The 17,697-nt window shown below is 74.8% G+C and carries 17 protein-coding genes and 3 tRNA genes; 17 read left to right on the forward strand and 3 right to left on the reverse strand.

All coding sequences use genetic code 11. From position 1 onward, the window contains the following. The first annotated feature begins 23 nt into the window (after window positions 1-23). The 5 genes from PHK61_RS08615 to PHK61_RS08635 are packed head-to-tail and all read left to right on the forward strand — an operon-like array spanning window position 24 to window position 6,729. Complete coding sequence (locus PHK61_RS08615; protein ID WP_274280570.1) at window positions 24-2,312, forward strand: glycerol-3-phosphate 1-O-acyltransferase; 2,289 nt, start codon at window positions 24-26, stop codon at window positions 2,310-2,312. Then, entirely contained in the window at window positions 2,296-3,696 is a 1,401-nt protein-coding gene (locus PHK61_RS08620; protein ID WP_274280571.1) for a 1-acylglycerol-3-phosphate O-acyltransferase, read from the forward strand. The genes PHK61_RS08615 and PHK61_RS08620 overlap by 17 nt, the downstream gene beginning before the upstream one ends. Further along, complete coding sequence (locus PHK61_RS08625) at window positions 3,693-5,135, forward strand: wax ester/triacylglycerol synthase domain-containing protein (RefSeq protein ID WP_274280572.1); 1,443 nt, start codon at window positions 3,693-3,695, stop codon at window positions 5,133-5,135. The genes PHK61_RS08620 and PHK61_RS08625 overlap by 4 nt, the downstream gene beginning before the upstream one ends. Then, entirely contained in the window at window positions 5,132-5,920 is a 789-nt protein-coding gene (locus PHK61_RS08630; protein ID WP_274280573.1) for an alpha/beta fold hydrolase, read from the forward strand. The genes PHK61_RS08625 and PHK61_RS08630 overlap by 4 nt, the downstream gene beginning before the upstream one ends. After that, complete coding sequence (locus tag PHK61_RS08635) at window positions 5,917-6,729, forward strand: alpha/beta hydrolase (RefSeq protein WP_274280574.1); 813 nt, start codon at window positions 5,917-5,919, stop codon at window positions 6,727-6,729. Before PHK61_RS08630 ends, PHK61_RS08635 begins: the two co-directional genes overlap by 4 nt. Here PHK61_RS08635 and PHK61_RS08640 read toward each other — a convergent pair. Further along, window positions 6,726-8,063 (reverse strand): competence/damage-inducible protein A, encoded by a 1,338-nt coding sequence (locus tag PHK61_RS08640; RefSeq protein WP_274280575.1) that lies wholly within the window; start codon window positions 8,061-8,063, stop codon window positions 6,726-6,728. The two genes, PHK61_RS08635 and PHK61_RS08640, sit on opposite strands and share 4 nt — an antisense overlap. 352 nt (window positions 8,064-8,415) lie before the next feature. Between PHK61_RS08640 and PHK61_RS08645 the strand changes: the two genes are divergently transcribed. The 6 genes from PHK61_RS08645 (at window position 8,416) to PHK61_RS08670 (ending at window position 11,306) form a co-directional block, all read left to right on the forward strand. Beyond that, on the forward strand, window positions 8,416-9,942 hold the full coding sequence (locus PHK61_RS08645) for a putative bifunctional diguanylate cyclase/phosphodiesterase (RefSeq protein WP_274280576.1): 1,527 nt from the start codon (window positions 8,416-8,418) through the stop codon (window positions 9,940-9,942). A 37-nt stretch (window positions 9,943-9,979) separates the two neighbouring features. Further along, window positions 9,980-10,052 (forward strand) — tRNA-Thr (locus PHK61_RS08650). Between the two features lie 77 nt (window positions 10,053-10,129). Then, window positions 10,130-10,205 (forward strand) — tRNA-Met (locus PHK61_RS08655). A 55-nt stretch (window positions 10,206-10,260) separates the two neighbouring features. After that, window positions 10,261-10,425: a 50S ribosomal protein L33 gene (gene rpmG / locus PHK61_RS08660; RefSeq protein WP_116708438.1), complete on the forward strand. Its 165-nt coding sequence runs from the start codon at window positions 10,261-10,263 to the stop codon at window positions 10,423-10,425. Between the two features lie 9 nt (window positions 10,426-10,434). After that, window positions 10,435-10,890 carry an FAS1-like dehydratase domain-containing protein gene (locus PHK61_RS08665; protein WP_274280577.1) on the forward strand — a complete coding sequence of 152 codons (456 nt, stop codon included), beginning with the start codon at window positions 10,435-10,437 and terminating at the stop codon, window positions 10,888-10,890. A 5-nt stretch (window positions 10,891-10,895) separates the two neighbouring features. Then, complete coding sequence (locus tag PHK61_RS08670) at window positions 10,896-11,306, forward strand: MaoC/PaaZ C-terminal domain-containing protein (protein ID WP_274280705.1); 411 nt, start codon at window positions 10,896-10,898, stop codon at window positions 11,304-11,306. Window positions 11,307-11,451: 145 nt separating this feature from the next. Here PHK61_RS08670 and PHK61_RS08675 read toward each other — a convergent pair whose 3' ends face one another. Beyond that, entirely contained in the window at window positions 11,452-12,336 is an 885-nt protein-coding gene (locus tag PHK61_RS08675) for an SGNH/GDSL hydrolase family protein (RefSeq protein WP_274280578.1), read from the reverse strand. A 58-nt stretch (window positions 12,337-12,394) separates the two neighbouring features. Next, a complete protein-coding gene (locus PHK61_RS08680; protein ID WP_274280579.1) occupies window positions 12,395-13,636 on the reverse strand; it encodes a pyridoxal phosphate-dependent aminotransferase in 1,242 nt (413 codons plus the stop codon). A gap of 188 nt (window positions 13,637-13,824) precedes the next feature. Between PHK61_RS08680 and PHK61_RS08685 the strand changes: the two genes are divergently transcribed. From PHK61_RS08685 to rplJ, 6 genes are all read left to right on the forward strand, one after another. Next, window positions 13,825-13,897 (forward strand) — tRNA-Trp (locus tag PHK61_RS08685). Between the two features lie 64 nt (window positions 13,898-13,961). Next, complete coding sequence (gene secE, locus PHK61_RS08690; RefSeq protein WP_274280580.1) at window positions 13,962-14,357, forward strand: preprotein translocase subunit SecE; 396 nt, start codon at window positions 13,962-13,964, stop codon at window positions 14,355-14,357. Window positions 14,358-14,518: 161 nt separating this feature from the next. After that, on the forward strand, window positions 14,519-15,472 hold the full coding sequence (nusG, locus tag PHK61_RS08695) for a transcription termination/antitermination protein NusG (RefSeq protein ID WP_420791372.1): 954 nt from the start codon (window positions 14,519-14,521) through the stop codon (window positions 15,470-15,472). 78 nt (window positions 15,473-15,550) lie between these two features. Beyond that, window positions 15,551-15,985 carry a 50S ribosomal protein L11 gene (rplK, locus tag PHK61_RS08700; RefSeq protein ID WP_274280582.1) on the forward strand — a complete coding sequence of 145 codons (435 nt, stop codon included), beginning with the start codon at window positions 15,551-15,553 and terminating at the stop codon, window positions 15,983-15,985. A gap of 89 nt (window positions 15,986-16,074) precedes the next feature. Further along, window positions 16,075-16,785 (forward strand): 50S ribosomal protein L1, encoded by a 711-nt coding sequence (rplA, locus tag PHK61_RS08705; RefSeq protein WP_274280583.1) that lies wholly within the window; start codon window positions 16,075-16,077, stop codon window positions 16,783-16,785. A gap of 279 nt (window positions 16,786-17,064) precedes the next feature. After that, window positions 17,065-17,673 carry a 50S ribosomal protein L10 gene (gene rplJ, locus PHK61_RS08710; protein ID WP_274280584.1) on the forward strand — a complete coding sequence of 203 codons (609 nt, stop codon included), beginning with the start codon at window positions 17,065-17,067 and terminating at the stop codon, window positions 17,671-17,673. The last annotated feature ends 24 nt before the right edge of the window (window positions 17,674-17,697 follow it).

The following is a 17,697-nucleotide window of genomic DNA, read 5'->3' on the forward strand; positions in this document are numbered from 1 at the left end:
GACGGGACGGTGAGGGGGCGCAGGTGTCGACGCTGGTCCTGTCGGGCGCACGGTCGCGGGTCGAGCGGGAGCTCGTGCGCGAGTGGACCGCGACGACCTACGGCGACGACGGGGTGCGGGTCGTCCCCGACGACGGCCGCGATCTCGCCGGCGCGCTCGACGGCGCGGGCCCGGACACCACCGTCGTGCCGGTCCGCGTGGTGTGGCCGCCGGCCGAGCGGGCCTCCTCGGACCCGCCCGCGCTCTCCGACCTGCTCTCGCTGAGCGCCCGGCGCCGCGGGCTGCGCCACGCGCACGCCCGCGTGCGGGGCTGGTCGGCGTCGCGGGGTCGGGTGGTCGCGGGCGATGCGGCGACGCTGGCGCAGCTGCGCCGCGAGGGCGACCGCGAGCTCGGCGCCCCCGACGGCGCCGGCTTCGTGGCGTTCGTGCGCCGCCGGGCCACGCTGGCCTGCGACCGCGCCGAGCGCCGGCTCACCGGCGACCGCTACAAGGTCCCGCGGCTCATGGCCGAGCAGATCGTCGCGTCGGCCGCGGTCCGCGAGCGCGCCGCCGCCCTCGCCGGCGAGCTCGGCCTGGGCGTGGACGAGGTGCTCGGCCGCACCGCATCGTGCCTGGAGGAGATGGCCGCGGTGCAGAGCCCGCCCGCCATCGAGGCGTTCCGCTCGGTGATGAGCCCGCTGCACCGCCGGGCCTGGGAGCTCGACGTCGACACCTCGAGCCTGGGCGACCTGCGCGAACAGGGCCGCGCCCGGCCGCTGGTGTTCCTGCCGTCGCACCGCAGCTACGCCGACCCGCTGGTGCTCGCCGAGGTGCTGCACGCCCACGACTTCCCCCGCAACCACGTCCTCGGCGGCAACAACCTCGCGTTCTGGCCGCTCGGCACGCTCGGGCGCCGCGCCGGGATCGTGTTCATCCGGCGCAGTTTCGGCGACGACGCGGTCTACAAGTTCGCGGTCCGCGAGTACTTCGGTCACCTGCTCGACAAGCGCTTCAACCTCGAGTGGTACATCGAGGGCGGCCGCACCCGCACCGGCAAGCTGCGCCCGCCGAAGTACGGGCTGCTGCGCTACCTCGTCGACGCCGCCGACCAGCTCCCCGAGGACTCGCCCGGCCGCGACCCGCTGCTCGTGCCGGTGTCGCTGCACTACGACCAGCTCCACGAGGTCGGGGCGCTCGCGGCCGAGCAGGGCGGCGCGGGCAAGAAGGCCGAGGGGCTCGGGTGGCTCGCCGGCTACATGCGCGACCAGCAGCGCCGCATCGGCTCCGCCCGCATCCGCTTCGGCGAGCCGATCCCGCTGCGCGGCGCCCTGCGCGACGCCGGCGAGGGCACCGCCCAGCTGGAGAAGGTCGCCTTCCGGGTCTGCCTGGGGATCAACCGCGCGACGCCGGTGACGCCGACCTCGGTGGTCACGTTCGCGCTGCTCGGCGCGGGCGGGCGGGCGCTGACCCATCAGCAGGTCCGCGACGTGGTCGCCCCGGTGCGGCGGCTGCTCGCCGACGAGCCGGCCATCGGCGACCTGGACACCGACGACGGGGTCGCCGAGACCCTCGAGCGCCTCGTGTCGGTCGGCGTCGTCGAGCGCTTCGACGGCGGCCCGCAGACGGTGTGGTCGATCGGGCCCGACCGCCACCACGTCGCCGCCTTCTACCGCAACGGCGTGCTGCACCACCTGCTCGACCGCGCGGTGCTGGAGATGGCGCTGTTCGCCGTCGTCGACTCCGGGCGCGAGCTCGCGCACGACGAGGTGCTGGAGGCCTGCTGGGAGGAGGCGCTGGCCCTGCGCGACATGCTGAAGTTCGAGTTCTTCTTCCCGCGCAAGCGTGAGTTCCGCGACGAGCTGCTCGCCGAGCTCGAACGCCTCGCTCCCGGCTGGGCGACCACGCCGGCCTCGGCGGGCGGGGCCGCGGCGCTCCTCGGCCGCGCCGACCTGCTCGTCGCGCCCCGGACGTTGCTGCCGTTCGTCGAGTCGCAGTGGGTGGTCGCGACCGTGCTCGCCGACCACGGTGACGCTTCCGGGGGCGCCCTCGACGACCGCGGCGCGTTCCTCGACGCGTGCACCGGACTCGGGCAGCAGTGGTGGCGCCAGCAGCTGCTCCAGGGCGCCGACGCCGTGTCCCGCGAGCTGTTCACCACGGCGCTGCGGGCCGCCGACAACCGCGGGCTGCTCGGCGCGGACGCCACGCAGGAGGCCCGCGCCGCCTGGCGCGACGAGGTCGCCGCCGTCCGCGACCGGCTGCGTCGCGCCGGCGAGCGCGAGGGCGAGCTGCGCGCCGACGTGTTCGGAGGGGTGCCCGGTGCCGCGCAGCAGTGAGCTGGACACCCGCCGCGCCGCGATCCGCGCCGCGCCCTCGGGCAGCGTCGCGGTGGTCGACGAGACCGCCCTGCTGGCGAGCTCCGCGGTGGCGGCGCACGCGGGCGAGGCGCTGCGGTCGGGGCGCACCGCGTGGCGCGCGGTGCCCGGCGACGTCGCGCTGCTCGCCGGGGCACGCGACGACGAGGACGCGGTCCGCCGGCTCGTCGCGGGCTGGGCGGGCGAGGACGAGGCCACGCTCGCGCACCGCGCCCGCGCGCTCCTGCGCGACGAGCTCGGCGCCTCGCTGCGCCCGGAGATGTGGTCGCTGGTCCTCGAGCACCGCCGCGCGGGCCACCACGTGGTGCTCACCGGGCACGCGCCGCGCCCGGTGCTCGCGCCCATCGCCGAGGACCTCGGCGCCGACGAGCTCCTCGCCACCGAGGCGGAGGTCGGCGAGGGCACGTTCACCGGCGAGGTCGCGGGGCCGGTCCTGTTCGACGGCCGCGGCGAGCGCAAGGCCGCGGCGCTGGGCGACCGGACGGTGGCCTTCGCCTACGCCGGCCCGTGCTCCGAGGCCCTGCTGGCCACGGCCGCGCACCCGCTGGTGGTGTCGGCGGGGACGTCGGTGGGCTCGCGCGAGGGCGCCCACCCGGTGCTGCCCGTCGAGCCCCGCGGCGGCACGCTCGCGACCCCCGGCGACGTCCTGCGCACCGCCGGCTTCTACGGCGCGCTGGTCGGCGCCGCGGGCACGGCCGCCGCGGTCGGGCTCGCCCGCCGCTCCCGCCGGCAGATGGTCGACCTGACGTGCTCGGTCACCGGCGACCTCGGCCTGGCGCTCGCCGGGATCGACGTCGAGGTCACCGGCGCCGAGCACCTGTGGTCGGCGCGTCCGTGCGTGTTCGTGTTCAACCACCAGTCCAAGATCGACGTCGCCCTGCTCATGAAGTTGCTGCGCGGCGGGTTCACCGGGGTCGCGAAGGCGGAGGCCGCGTCGATCCCGCTGTGGGGCGCCATGTTCAAGCTCGCCGGCGTCGCGTTCGTCGACCGCGGCAACACCCGCCAGGCCAAGGAGGCACTCGAACCCGCGGTGCGCAAGCTGCGCGACGAGGGCTGGTCGCTGGCGATCGCGCCGGAGGGCACGCGCTCGCCCACCCCGCGGCTCGGGCGGTTCAAGAAGGGCGCGTTCCACATCGCGATGCAGGCCGGCGTGCCGATGGTCCCGATCGTCATCCACGACGCCGGCGAGGTGATGTGGCGCGGGCACCAGACGCTGCGCGGCGGCACCGTGCACGTCGACGTGCTGCCGCCCGTCGACACCTCGGACTGGACCGTCGCGACGATGACCGAGCACGTCGAGGACGTCCGGAACCGGTTCGTCGCCGTCCTGGAGGGAGCCCGGTGAGCTCGTCGGTCACGGGGGACCCGACCCCGCCCCGCAGCGACGACGGCCGCCTGCTCTGGTCGCGCTCGGAGGAGCTGACCGGCTTCGAGGCCCTGATGTGGCGGGTCGAGGCCGACCCGCGGATGCGCTCGACGGTCGTGCTCGTCGAGACCCTCGACCGCGAGCCCGACTGGGACCGGCTCGTCGCCGCCACCGACTGGGCGTCGCGGGTGGTGCCGCGGTTCCGGGAACGGATCGTCACCCCGTTCCTCGGGGCGGGCACGCCGCACTGGGCGCTCGACCCCGACTTCGACCTGCACTACCACCTGCGGCACCTCGCGCTCCCCGACGGCGCCGGGATGCCGGGGCTGTTCACCCTCGCCGAGCAGATCGCGATGACGCCGCTCGACTCGTCGCGGCCCCTGTGGGAGGCGACGCTCGTCGGCGGGCTGCCCGACGGCGGCGCGGCGCTGCTGTTCAAGCTCAGCCACGTCCTCTCCGACGGCATGGGGCTCGCGCAGCTGCTGGCCGGGCTGCACTCGCGCTCGCGGGAGCCGATGACCGACAAGCCCCAGCCCCCGCCGCCCGAGGCCGAGCCCGGCGGGCTGTCGCGCGAGGTGGTGCGCCAGGTCCGCAGCGATCTCGGGCTGGTCGGCGGCGCCGCGCGCGGCCTGCTGGGCGTGGCGGCGACCCTGGTGCGGCCCGACCACGCGGTCCGCGACGCCGCCGCCTACCTGGTCTCGGCGGCCCGGGTGCTCTCGCCGCCGCCCGCGCCGCCGCTGCCGGTGCTCGCCGACCGCAGCCCGTCGTGGCGCTTCCGCACGCTCGACGTGCCCTTCGCCCGCCTGCGCGCAGCGGGGAAGTCGGTCGGCGGCTCGGTCAACGACGCCTACGTCGCCGGCCTGCTGGGGGCGTTCCGCCGGTACTCCGAGCGCCGCGGGGAGCCGCTGCCCCCGGACCGGCTCATGCCCGTGACGCTGCCGGTGTCGATCCGCCGCGAAGAGCACGAGCCCGGCGGCAACCACTTCGCGCCGGCCCGGCTCTCGGCGCCGGTGGGGATCGTCGACCCGGCCGCGCGGGTGGTCGACGTCCGCCGGCGGATGAAGGTGGCGCTGGGCGAACCGGCCCTGGAGAGCGTCGAGATCGTCAGCGCGTGGCTCGCCCGCCTGCCCGGCGCGCTCGTCGCGAACTTCGGGGGCGGTGCGACGAAGAGCAACGACCTGCAGGCCAGCAACATCCCCGGGCTGCGGGAGGACGCGTTCCTGGCCGGCGCGCAGATCCTGCGCAGCTACCCGTTCGCGCCGCTGCCCGGCTGCGCGGCGATGATCGCCATGGTGACCCACGGCGACACGTGCTGCGTCGCCGCGAACCTCGACGCCGCGTCGTTCACCGACCTCGCGGGCTTCGAGCAGGACCTCGCCGACGGGTTCGCCGAGGTGCTGGCGCTGGCGGGGACATGAGCGAGCCCCTGGTCCTCCTGCACGGCGCGAGCATGTCCGCCCGCGCGTGGGACCCCGTGCGGGCGGCGCTCGAGGCGCACCACGAGGTGCTCGTGCCGACCATGGCCGGGCACCGCGGCGGGGCGAGCTGGCCCGACGGCGAGCCGGTGGGCGTCGCCGGGATCGTCGACGACGTCGAGCGGGTCATGGACGCCGCGGGCACGCCCACCGCGCACCTCGTCGGCAACTCCCTCGGCGGGTGGGTGGCCCTCGAGCTCGCCCGCCGCGGGCGCGCCCGCTCGGTGGTGGCGCTCTCGCCGGCCGGCGGGTGGGGCACGCGGTGGGACCTGCGCCGGCTCGTGTGGTCGTTCCGCCTGGGGGCCGCCCTCGCCGGGTCGCGCCGGTTGCGCGCGGCGGCCCGCCGGCCGTGGCTGCGCCGCGTGCTGCTGGCGCGGGTGCTCGAGCGCGGTGACCGGGTGCCGACCGCCGAGGTCGGCGAGCTCTTCGACGACCTCGCCGGCTGCGTGATCCTGCACGAGCTGCTCGACGGGGCCGCCGAGCACGGCGGCGTCGCCGCGTTCACCGACCTGCCCTGCCCCGTGCGCGTCGCCTGGTCCGGCCGCGACCGCCTCGTCCCCTGGCGGCGCCACGGCGTCGCACTGCGCCGTCGCCTGCCCGGCGCGGAGTTCGTGCGCCTGCCCCGCGTCGGTCACGTGCCGATGTGGGACGACCCCGACCTGGTGGTCGACACCGTCCTCGGCGTCACCGCTGCCCACCGACCCGTCGTCGAGGAGACACCCGCATGATCGGCACCGAGACCGACCTCGAGATCGACGGCACCCGCGGGCGCGTCGTCGTGCGCCGCCGCGACCCCGACGGCCCGCCACGCCGGGTCGTGCTCGTCGCGCACGGCTACGGCGAGCACTCCGGGCGCTACGGCCACGTCCTCGACCGCCTCGCCGGCGACGGCGCCGTCGTCTACGCGCCCGACCACCAGGGCCACGGGCGCTCGGAGGGCGAGAAGGTGCTCGTGCACGACTTCGAGGAGGTCGTCGAGGACCTCGACCAGGTCCGGCGCGTCGCACGCAACGAGCACCCCGACCTGCCGATCGTGCTGCTCGGGCACTCGATGGGCGGGCTCGTCGCCGCGCGCTACGCCCAGCGCTACCCCGACGTGCTCGCGGGCCTCGTGCTCACCGGCCCGGTCGTCGGCGGGAGCCCGGGCATCTTCGGGCTGCTCGAGTACGACCCCATCCCCGAGGTCCCGATCGATCCCGCGGTGCTCTCCCGCGACCCCGCCGTCGGCGAGGCCTACGCGGCCGACCCCCTCGTGTGGCACGGGGCGTTCAAGCGCCCGACGCTCGAGGCGTTCGTGGCCTCGGTCGAGGCGATCGCCGCGGGGCCGGGGTTCGGCGAGCTGCCCGTGCTGTGGGTGCACGGCGAGGACGACCAGCTCGTCCCGCTGGACTCCACCCGCCCGGTGATGGAGAAGCTCGGCGGCACCGACCGGACGACCCGCATCGACCCGGGGGCCCGCCACGAGGTCCTCAACGAGACCCACCGCGACGAGGTCCTCGACGACGTCGCCGCCTTCATCGGCCGCGTCGCCGGTTAGGCCGGCGCGGGCTCGCCCTCGCCGGTGAGCGCGCGGCGCATCAGGTGCATCGCGAGCACGACCGAGCGCTCGCGGACGTCGCCGCGCTCGCCGGGCAGCACCGGGTCGCGGGCCAGCGTGCGCCCGTCGGCGGTGCGCACGCAGAAGCAGACGTAGCCGACCGGCTTGGCCTCGGTGCCCCCGCCCGGCCCGGCGACGCCCGTGATCGCCACCGCGATCGTCGCGCCGAACCGGGCCAGCGCGCCGTCGGCCATGGCCTCGGCGACCTGCGGCGACACCGCGCCGTGGGTCTCGATGAGCTCGCGGGGCACGCCGAGCAGGTCGGCCTTGGCGTCGTTCGAGTACGAGACGACGCCGCCGGCGACGTGCGCGGACGCCCCGGCCGGGGCGGTGAGCCGCCCGGCGAGCAGGCCCCCGGTGCACGACTCGGCGGTCGCGACGACCTGGCCGTCGAGCAGCTCGAACAGCAGCTCGTCGATGGTCTGCCCGGTGCGCGAGAAGATCGTCTTCCCGTGTCGGCGGTCGATCTCGGCGACGACGGCGTCGCGCGCGATGGCCGCGTCCGCCGACGCCGGCGCGTGGCGCAGGTCGACCTCGAGGGTGAAGTCGCGCAGGCACGTCGTGATCTCGAGCGGCGTGAGGTCGGTGCCGGCGCCGACGTCGCGCAGGGTCGCCGCGATCTCGGACTCGGGCACCCCGAACAGGCGCAGGTGGGTCTCGGTCCAGGGCGCGGTGCGCGCGAGGACCTCCTGCACCGGCCCGGACGCGAGCGCCTCGTCCCACATCGCGCGGACCTCGCGCGGCGGTCCGGGCAGCACCAGGACCGTCGGCCCGCCACGCCAGGGGTGCGGCGGCACCGCGAGCCCGGGCGCGGTGCCGGCCGGGCGGATCGGCGTCGCGCCGCGCGGCACCATGGCCTGCTTGCGGTTGGCGGCGGCGAGGGCGTCGGCGTCCCAGCGCAGCCGGTCGGCGAACCTGCTGATGATGTCGCCGACCACCTTCTCCATGTGCTCGTGGAGCTCGAGCGGCCGGTCGGTCTCGTCGGCCACGACCTCCGCGGTGAGGTCGTCCGCCGTGGGACCGAGCCCGCCGGTGGTGACGACGAGGTCGATGCCGTCGCCCGCGAGGAACCGCAGTGCCGCCGCCATGTCCTCGCCGCGGTCGCCGACGAGCACGAGGTGGGACACCTCGACGCCGAGCTCGCCGAGACGCTCGGCCACCCAGGGGCCGTTGCGGTCGGTGATGCGGCCGGTCAGCAGCTCGCTGCCGGTCGCGACGATGCCCGCCCGCACCCCGCCGGCCCCGCCGTCGCTCCCGTGCCCCTCGTCGGCCACGCCGCACCCCGTCTCCCGGTCCGATCCTGCCCGTCCCTGCTCCCGCCATCCCATCAGAGAGGGCGGTTCCCGGCCGTCCGGCGGGGGACGGGGATGGGCCGGTCGGGTGGTTCTCGTCCGAACGACACCGACGGGATGCGTGATCGTGCACATCTGTACCGGTGGGTCATCGTTGGAGCGGGTACAAGGTGCATAGTGGTCCGGGCGAGTGAACTACTCGGCAGTCAAGTGATCACGATGCGTTGCCGACCGTGAACGCGGCGGGGGAGCGGTCGGCAGCAGGGCGGAGCGCGCCCGCGCGCGGTCCGTGTCCGGCGCACGTCGGGGGACGACCGGGAAGGGGTGTGGTGCCGTGAGCCACGCTCCGGTGGCGTCCCCCGTGCTCGCCGCGCCCGACGGGATGTCGTCCACCACCGTGCTCGTCCTGACCGCCCTGCTCGTCCTGGTCGTCGCGGGCTCCGCGATCGGCCTGCTGGTCCAGCGGGTCCGCCGCCGCCGGCACGACCTCGCGGCCGCCGAGCTCGCCGACCGGCTGCGTCGCGACGCCCACCGCGACCCGCTGACCGGCCTGCTCAACCGCGAGGGCTTCCTGCACGCGGACCCGGCGGCGGGCGGTGCCGTCGCCGTCGTCGACCTGCGCCTGCTCGGCCAGGTCAACGACACCCTCGGGCACGCGCGCGGCGAGGTCTTCGTCCGTCTCGCGAGCGACCGGATCGTCGGCGTCCGTCTCCCCGTCCTCACCGGCGACGCGCCCGTCGCCGCGCGGCTCGAGGGCGACACCTTCGCCGTGCTCCTGCCCGGTGTCGACGGGCACGAGGCCCACACCGCCGCCGAGGACCTGCGCGAGCGACTCCTCGCCGCGTACCTCGTGGAGGGCGTGCGCTTCGAGCCCCCGGTCGTCGTCGGGGTGGCCGCCGACGGGCCGTGGCTCGCCGACGTCCCCGCAGGCCCCGAGCGCACGGCCGCCCTGCTGCGCCGCGCCGACGTCGCCCTCGCCGCCACGCGCGACGGCGGCGATCCGGTCCGCTGCTACGAGCCGAGCATGGGGGAGCGGGCGGCCCGCCGCCTGCGCCTCATCCGCGGCTTCTCGGCCGCCGTCGCCCGCCGCGACGTCCGCGTCGACTTCCAGCCCGTCGTCTCGCTCGGCGAGCGCACCGTCGTCGGGGTCGAGGCGCTGGCGCGCTGGGACCACCCCGAGCTCGGCCTGCTGCTGCCCGACGAGTTCGTCCCCGTCCTCGAGGCCACCGGCCAGATCGCCGAGCTCACCTCGTTCGTCCTCGACGAGTCGCTCGCGGCCGCACGCCGCTGGCTCGACCGCGGGATGCGGCTGTCGGTGGCCGTCAACGTCTCCGTCGGCAACCTCGCGGCGACCGACTTCCCCGACGAGGTGGCGTCACTGCTCGCCGCCCACCGGGTCCCCGCCGAGCTGCTCACGCTCGAGCTCACCGAGTCCGGGGTGTCCTCGGAGCGGGAGGTCGCGCTGCCCGTCCTGCGCCGGCTGCACGCGCTGGGCTGCCACCTCGCCGTCGACGACTTCGGCACCGGCCAGTCGTCGCTGGCGCACCTGCGGCGCCTCCCCGTCGACCAGGTCAAGATCGACAAGAGCTTCGTGCTCGGGATGGGCACCGAGTACGGGGACGTCGCCGTCGTCCGCGCGATCGTCGAGATGGGACACACGCTGGGCCTCACGGTGGTCGCCGAGGGCGTCGAGCAGGTCGCCGTGCGCGCCGCGCTCGCCGAGATGGGCTGCGACGTCGCCCAGGGCTACCTGGTGTCCCGCCCGCTGCCCGCGCGGTGCTTCGACACCTGGCTCGACTCGCTCGACGTGCACCCGGGCGTGCCCGGCGCGACCGCCGGACCCCGGACGCTCATCGCGTGACGCGCCCTGTAGTCTGGTTCCCAGCCCTCCGGGGCAGGCCCCTTTAGCTCAGTCGGCAGAGCGTCTCCATGGTAAGGAGAAGGTCTACGGTTCGATTCCGTAAAGGGGCTCTCGGTGAGCAGGCCGGCGAACGAGGGTTCGCCCCGCCACAAGATCGTTGCAGTGTCGTGTGACGGGTGCTCACCGCGGCGGTGTAGCTCAGTCGGTAGAGCAAACGGCTCATAATCGTTGTGTCGCCGGTTCAAGTCCGGCCACCGCTACCACCCAGGTCGTGGGTTCGTCCCGCGCTGCTGCCACACCGTGACGAGAGGAACCTCCGTGGCCACCACCGACATCCGTCCGAAGATCACGCTGGCCTGCGAGGAGTGCAAGAACCGCAACTACATCACGCGGAAGAACCGGCGGAACGACCCCGACCGCCTCACGATCAAGAAGTTCTGCCCGCACTGCGGCACCCACCGCGGCCACCGCGAGACCCGCTGACGCTCGCCCGTGCCGCTCGACGCGTCCTTCGTGGGTCGCACCTGGCCCGCGGAGACCTACGAGGTCTCGCTGGAGAAGATCCGGGAGTTCGCCGCCGCCATCGGTGCCGACGACCCCGTGCACCACGACCGTGACGCCGCCCGGCAGGCGGGCCACCGCGACGTCGTCGCCCCGACGACGTTCCCGGTGGTCTTCACCTGGCCCGCGACGCGCCGCGTGGTCGACGACCCGGCGCTCGGCCTCGACTTCACCCGCGTCGTGCACCGCGACCAGTCCGTCGAGGTCAGCCGCCCGCTCTGCGCCGGCGACGTCGTGACCTCGGTGGTGGCCGTCGACGACATCCGCGATCTGGCCGGCAACGACGTCATCACCTTCCGCGTCGACGTGACCGACGCCGACGGCGCCGCGGTGCTGACCACCCGCGCGACCCTCGTCGGGCGCGCCGAGCCGGCGGGGTCGTCGTGAGCGCCCTGACCGACGCGAGCGCCGGCGACCAGCTCGAGCCGCGCACGGTGACGATCACCCGTGCCGACCTCGTCGCGTACGCCGGCGCCTCGGGCGACCTCAACCCGATCCACTGGAACGAGCGCGTCGCGGTCGAGGTCGGCCTGCCCGGCGTCATCGCCCACGGCATGTTCACGATGTCGCTCGCCGCGCGCTACGTCGGCGACCTGGCCGGTGACCCCGCCGCCGTCGTCGCCTTCTCCACCCGCTTCACGCGCCCCGTCGTGGTCCCCGACGACGACGCCGGCGCCACCGTCGAGCTCGGCGCCAAGGTCACCGACGTCGCCGACGACGGCACGCGCACCGTGAGCGTCACGGCCACCCACGAAGGCAAGGGCGTCCTCGGCAAGGCCGTCGCGACCGTCCGCCCGCGCTAGTCCTCGCCTGCCCTGCCCTGCCCTGCCCGACCGAGGCCGACAGGTCCGACAGGGCCGGTCGCCGAGCTTCCCGACGAACGAACGGCGCTCTCGCTGCCCACGCAGGCAACGCGACAGTAGCCGTTCGTGCGTCAGGGGCGTGCGGTCAGGCGGCGGCGGGGACGCCGAGGGTCGCGAGGACGGCGCGGGAGAGCGCCGCCGACCCGAGGGCGTTGGGGTGCACCGGCGCCGCGGGGGCCGTCGGGACCAGGCCCTCGATCCACCGCTCGCCGGGCAGGGCGCACACGTCGTGGCCGACGGTCGGCGTCGCGGCGTCGACGTAGGTCGCGTCGCCGTCGGCCGCGGCGTCGGCGATCTCGGCGTTGAGGTGCGTCAGCACGCCGCGCAGGTACTCGACGTCGCCCGGGGTGTACGGCACGACCGGGTAGCAGCCCGGGCCCTGCGCCGGCAGCACCGAGGGGTACCCGACGAGCAGCACGCGGGCGTCCGGCGCGCGGCGGTGGACCTCGTCGAGGACGTCGTCGAGGCGGTCGCCGAGGTCGTCGATCCGCGCCGAGAGCTCGTCGTGGGGACCCTGGGTGTAGCGGTCGCGGCAGGGCGTGCCGAACGGCGTCGGGCTCACGCAGGCCTGGACGATCTCCGAGAACCCGATGTCGTTGCCGCCGATGCCGACGGTCACGAGCTGGGTGCCGGGGCCGAGCGCGTCGTACTGCGGCGGGTTCGCGCCGCCCTGCACCGGCTGCGGCGCCGCAAAGTCGCGGGTCCGCGCGCCGCTGCAGCTGACGTCGGTCAGCACGGCGCCGGTGCGCTCGGCGACCAGGTGCGGGTAGTTGTTCGCCGAGCGCAGGCACCCCGGGGGCGGACCCGCGGGGGCGCCGGTCAGCGGCGAGGCCGTGTAGGAGTCGCCGAGCGCGACGTAGGCCTGCCCGGCGGCCGTCGGGGCGCCCATCGCCACGGGCGCGACGGCGATCCCGAGGAGCCCGACGGCGACGGCGATGAACAGGCGCAGGACGATCGGCCGACGGCCCACCGGCTCTCCTCGGAAGTCGGGGTCCCGGCGGGACCGTCGGCGCGGATGATCGCGGGTCTCAGCGTGCCTCCGCCAGCAGGTCGGCCATGCGGGTGACGCCGGTGCGCAGGTCGTCGTCGCCGAGGGCGTAGGAGAGCCGGAAGTACCCCGGGGTCCCGAACGCCTCGCCGGGCACGACGGCCACCTCGGCGTGCTCGAGCACGAGCGCGGCGAGGTCGACGCTGGTCTGCGGGCGCTCGCCGCGGATCTCCTTGCCGAGCAGCTCCGTCACCGACGGGTAGGCGTAGAACGCGCCGCGCGGCACGGGGCAGGTGACGCCGTCGATGCCCGAGAGGAGCTCGACGATCAGCCGCCGGCGACGGTCGAACGCCTCGCGCATCTCGGCCACCGCGTCCAGCGGGCCCGTCACGGCGGCGAGCGCGGCGCGCTGCGCGACGTTGCAGACGTTCGAGGTCAGGTGCGACTGCATGTTGATGCCGGCCGCGACGACGTCGGCGGGCCCGATCATCCAGCCGACCCGCCAGCCGGTCATCGCGAAGGTCTTCGCGACGCCGTTGAGCACCACGCAGCGGTCGGCGATCTCGGGCACCGCCACCGGCATCGACACGTGCTCGGCGCCGTCGTAGACGAGGTGCTCGTAGATCTCGTCGGCGATCACCCAGATGCCGTGCTCGGCGGCCCAGCGCCCGACGGCCTCGACGAGCTCGCGCGGCGCGACGGCCCCGGTGGGGTTGGACGGCGAGCACCACAGCAGCGCCTTGGTGCGCGGCGTGCGCGCCGCCTCGAGGGCCTCGACGGTCGGCAGGAAGTCGGTCGACTCGTCGGTGTCGATCTGGACCGGGTCCCCGCCCGCCATGCGCACGGCCTCGGGGTAGGTCGTCCAGTACGGGGCGGGCAGCAGGACCTCGTCGCCCGGGTCGATCAGCGTCGCGAACGCCTCGAACACGGCCTGCTTGCCGCCGTTGGTGACGAGCACCTGGCGCGCCTCGACCTGCCACCCCGAGTCGCGGGCGGTCTTGGCCGCGACGGCGTCGCGCAGCTCGGGCAGCCCGGCCGCGGGGGAGTAGCGGTGGTTCTTGGGGTCCGAGCACGCGGCGATCGCGGCGTCGACCACCGGCTGCGGCGTGGGGAAGTCCGGCTCGCCGGCGCCGAAGCCGATCACCGGGCGGCCGGCGGCCTTGAGCGCCTTGGCCTTCGCGTCGACCGCCAGCGTCGCCGACTCCGCGATCCCGCCGACACGCGCCGAGATGCGGCGGTCGGTCGCGGAGGGGTGCAGGGAAGTCGAGGACGACGACGTCATGTCCCGGTATCCTAGGAGAAGGCCCCGGCCGCCTTCGCTGCCCGGGCGTCGCTCCTGCCCCGGCGCCGTCGGGGTGCGGGCCTTGACGTAGCATGGCTCACCGGGACGGATCGTCCGTCGCTCCCACGCGCTCGTCGCCGTGTGGATCGACCTCGGCCCGGCCCACGGCGTCCTCCCGGGGACGCCACAGGGGCGTAGCTCAATTGGCAGAGCAGCGGTCTCCAAAACCGCAGGTTGCAGGTTCAAGTCCTGTCGCCCCTGCACCGCGACGGTGAAGCCCGCCGGTCAGGCGGGGTCGGTGGACGAGGACGGTGAGGACGGCGCAGTGAGCGAGGACAGCAGCCGGCGTCGGCGCGCGAGCGACGACGACGACGCGCGTCCGGTCACCGCCGCCGGCCGTCGACGGCGCGCCGACGCGGCCGGGAACGGCAGCGGCGGGGACGCGACGGACACCGCGAGCGGTCGCTCGTCGGGCAGCTCGGGCAAGGGCACGGCCACCCCGACGCGGGACCGCACCCAGGAGTCGCAGGGGTCGGTGTTCGCTCGCCTGCGGCGGTTCCTCCGCGAGGTGGTGGCCGAGCTCCGCAAGGTGCACTGGCCCACCCGCCGGCAGATCGTGGTCTACACGTTCGTCGTCCTCGTGTTCGTGTCGTTCATGGTGGCGCTGGTGGCAGGCCTCGACTGGGTGTTCGCCAAGGCCGTGTTCGCCCTCTTCGGCTGACCGTTCCGCCGAGCGGCCGGCCGGGCACCGCGCCGCGGTGCCCGCCGTGCAAAGGAAGTGAGTGAGAAGTGACCTCCGCAGGATCCGGCGCAGAGCCCGAGAACGGCACCCCCGACGGCGGCGAGCCCGAGCTCGTGGCCGAGGCCCGCACGCGCGGCGTCATGGTGCGTGAGGGCAGTGGCACGTACGGGGACCTCAGCACCGAGGAGAACCCGGCCACGCTCGACGACGCCCAGGTGGCCCGCGCCGCCCGGGAGGCGCGCGAGGCGGAGGACGCGGACGACACCGCCGACACCGCCGACGCCGACGCCGTCGACCCGGAGGCCGACCTGCAGGCGGCGCGCGCCGCCCTGGGCGCCCCGGCCGACGAGGACGACTCCGACCTGCCCGAGGAGTCGGCGGGCGCGGGCGACATCGCGGCCCGCGGCGACACCGAGGACGACCTCCAGGTCGACGAGGCGCCGGTCTCCGCGGAGGCCGCCGAGGTCGAGGAGGAGGAGGTCGACCCCGCGCAGGCCCTCAAGGACTCGCTGCGCCTGGCCCCCGGCGACTGGTACGTCGTGCACTCCTACGCGGGCTACGAGAACAAGGTGAAGGCCAACCTCGAGACCCGCGTGCAGACGCTGGACGTCGAGGAGTTCATCTTCCAGGTCGAGGTGCCCACCGAGGAGGTCACCGAGATCAAGAACGGGCAGCGCAAGCAGGTCCAGCGCAAGGTGCTGCCCGGCTACATCCTCGTGCGGATGGACCTCAACGACGCCTCGTGGAGCGCGGTGCGCAACACCCCGGGTGTCACCGGCTTCGTCGGCGCCACCTCGCGCCCGTCGCCGCTGACCCTCGACGAGGTCGTCAAGTTCCTCCTGCCCCGCCAGGAGACGCCGAAGAAGGCCAAGGGCGCGGAGAAGGCCGGCACCGAGGACACCGCCGGCAAGCCCGCCGTCGAGGTCGACTTCGAGGTCGGCGAGTCGGTCACCGTCATGGACGGCCCGTTCGCGACGCTCCCGGCGAGCATCTCCGAGGTCAACGTCGACGCCCAGAAGCTCAAGGTGCTCGTCTCCATCTTCGGCCGGGAGACCCCGGTCGAGCTCGGGTTCAACCAGGTCTCGAAGATCTGATCCGATCCCGAGGCCACCCGGCATCGGCGCCGGCTCCGCTGCGCTCCGTGTCGCTCCACCCGCAACAACGAGGAAGTCATGCCCCCGAAGAAGCGACGGCTCTCCGCGGTCGTCAAGCTGCAGATCAGCGCCGGTGCGGCGACGCCGGCCCCGCCCGTCGGCCCGGCCCTGGGTCAGCACGGCGTCAACATCATGGAGTTCTGCAAGGCCTACAACGCGGCGACCGAGTCGCAGCGTGGTCAGGTCGTGCCGGTGGAGATCTCGGTCTACGAGGACCGCTCCTTCTCCTTCGAGCTCAAGACCCCGCCGGCGGCCAAGCTGCTGCTCGCCGCGGCCGGCGTGAAGTCCGGCAGCCCGACGCCGCACACCAAGAAGGTCGGCTCGGTCACGCAGGAGCAGGTCCGCGAGATCGCGCAGACCAAGATGCAGGACCTCAACGCCAACGACCTCGACCAGGCGTCGAAGATCATCGCCGGCACCGCCCGGTCGATGGGTCTGACCGTCTCCGAGTGACCGCGTCGGCCGGCGACCGCCGGTCGACCCCCGTGGGAGGGCCGCGCAGCCCTGACCACACCTGATCCGTTCGAGAAGGACAGAGAGAAATGAAGCGCAGCAAGGCCTACCAGAAGGCCGCCGAGAAGGTGGACTTCGACAAGCTCTACAGCCCCCTCGAGGGCATCGGGCTGGCCAAGGACACGACGACCACGTCGATGGACGCGACCGTCGAGGTCGCCATGCGGCTGGGCGTCGACCCCCGCAAGGCCGACCAGATGGTCCGCGGCACCGTCAACCTGCCGCACGGCACCGGCAAGACCGCCCGCGTCATCGTGTTCGCCACCGGCGACAAGGCGCGCGAGGCCGAGTCGGCCGGAGCCGACGTCGTGGGGTCCGACGACCTCATCGAGCGCATCCAGGGCGGCTGGCTCGAGTTCGACGCCGCCGTCGCGGCGCCCGACCAGATGGCCAAGGTCGGCCGCGTGGCCCGCATCCTCGGCCCCCGCGGGCTCATGCCCAACCCCAAGACCGGCACCGTCACCCCGGACGTCGCCCGCGCCGTCGGCGACATCAAGGGCGGCAAGGTGAACTTCCGCGTCGACAAGCAGGCCAACCTGCACCTGATCATCGGCAAGGCCAGCTTCGACACCGAGAAGCTCGTCGAGAACTACGGTGCCGCGCTGGACGAGATCCTGCGGGCGAAGCCGGCCGCCGCGAAGGGCCGCTACGTCAAGAAGATCACCGTCACCACGACGATGGGCCCGGGCATCCCGGTCGACCCGAACCGCACGCGGAACCTCCTCGCCGCCGAGGGGTAGTCGCGACGGTCCCCCTGGTGCGCAGGCGCTCCGGGGGGACCGCGTAGACTGATCCGCAGATCGAACCCCGATCCACCCGAGACCGCTGGTCGCCGCCCGAGCCCCGCTCGGTCGGTCGAAGGCCCCGACGAGGGGCGCCCGCGCAGGAGGACGAGGGTCGTGACCCGCCGGGCCACCGTGCCCCGCGCCGTCCGACGCCCCGTGCACCTGTGCACGGGGCGTTTCGTCGTTCCGGGCCCCGAGCACCACGGTCGCCCGAGTACGAGAGAGGAGGCGCGCATGGCTGCAGATGAGACGAGAGCTCCGGCTGCCGACAAGGTGGCCGCGGTCGCCGAGATCGCCGCGGAGTTCCGCGACGCCTCGGCGATGGTCGTCACCGAGTACCGCGGCCTGTCGATGAAGCAGATCTCCCAGCTGCGTCGTTCGCTGGGCTCGGACGTGACCTACACGGTCGCCAAGAACACCCTGGTCAAGCGGGCCGCCGCCGACGCCGGGGTCGAGGGACTCGACGACCTGCTCGTCGGCCCGACGGCCATCGCCTTCGTCAGCGGGGAGCCCGTGGACGCCGCCAAGGCGCTCCGCGACTTCCAGCGCGACAACAAGGCCCTGGTCGTCAAGGGCGGGTACATGGAGGGCCGCGCGCTCTCCGCCACCGAGGTCACGCAGCTCGCGGACCTCGAGTCCCGCGAGGTGCTGCTGGGCAAGCTGGCCGGCGCCATGAAGGGCAACCTGGCCAAGGCCGCCGGGCTGTTCAACGCCCCGGCCTCGCAGATCGCCCGCCTCGCGGCCGCCCTGCAGGACAAGCGTGCGTCCGAGGGCAGCGCGAGCACCGAGGACGCCGTCGCCGCCGTCGAGTCCGCCGACGCCGAGGCCGCGTCCGAGGCCTGACCGGGCCCCACCAACCCCCACCCC

The organism is Actinomycetospora lutea, assembly GCF_028737205.1.
GTDB lineage: Bacteria > Actinomycetota > Actinomycetes > Mycobacteriales > Pseudonocardiaceae > Actinomycetospora > Actinomycetospora lutea.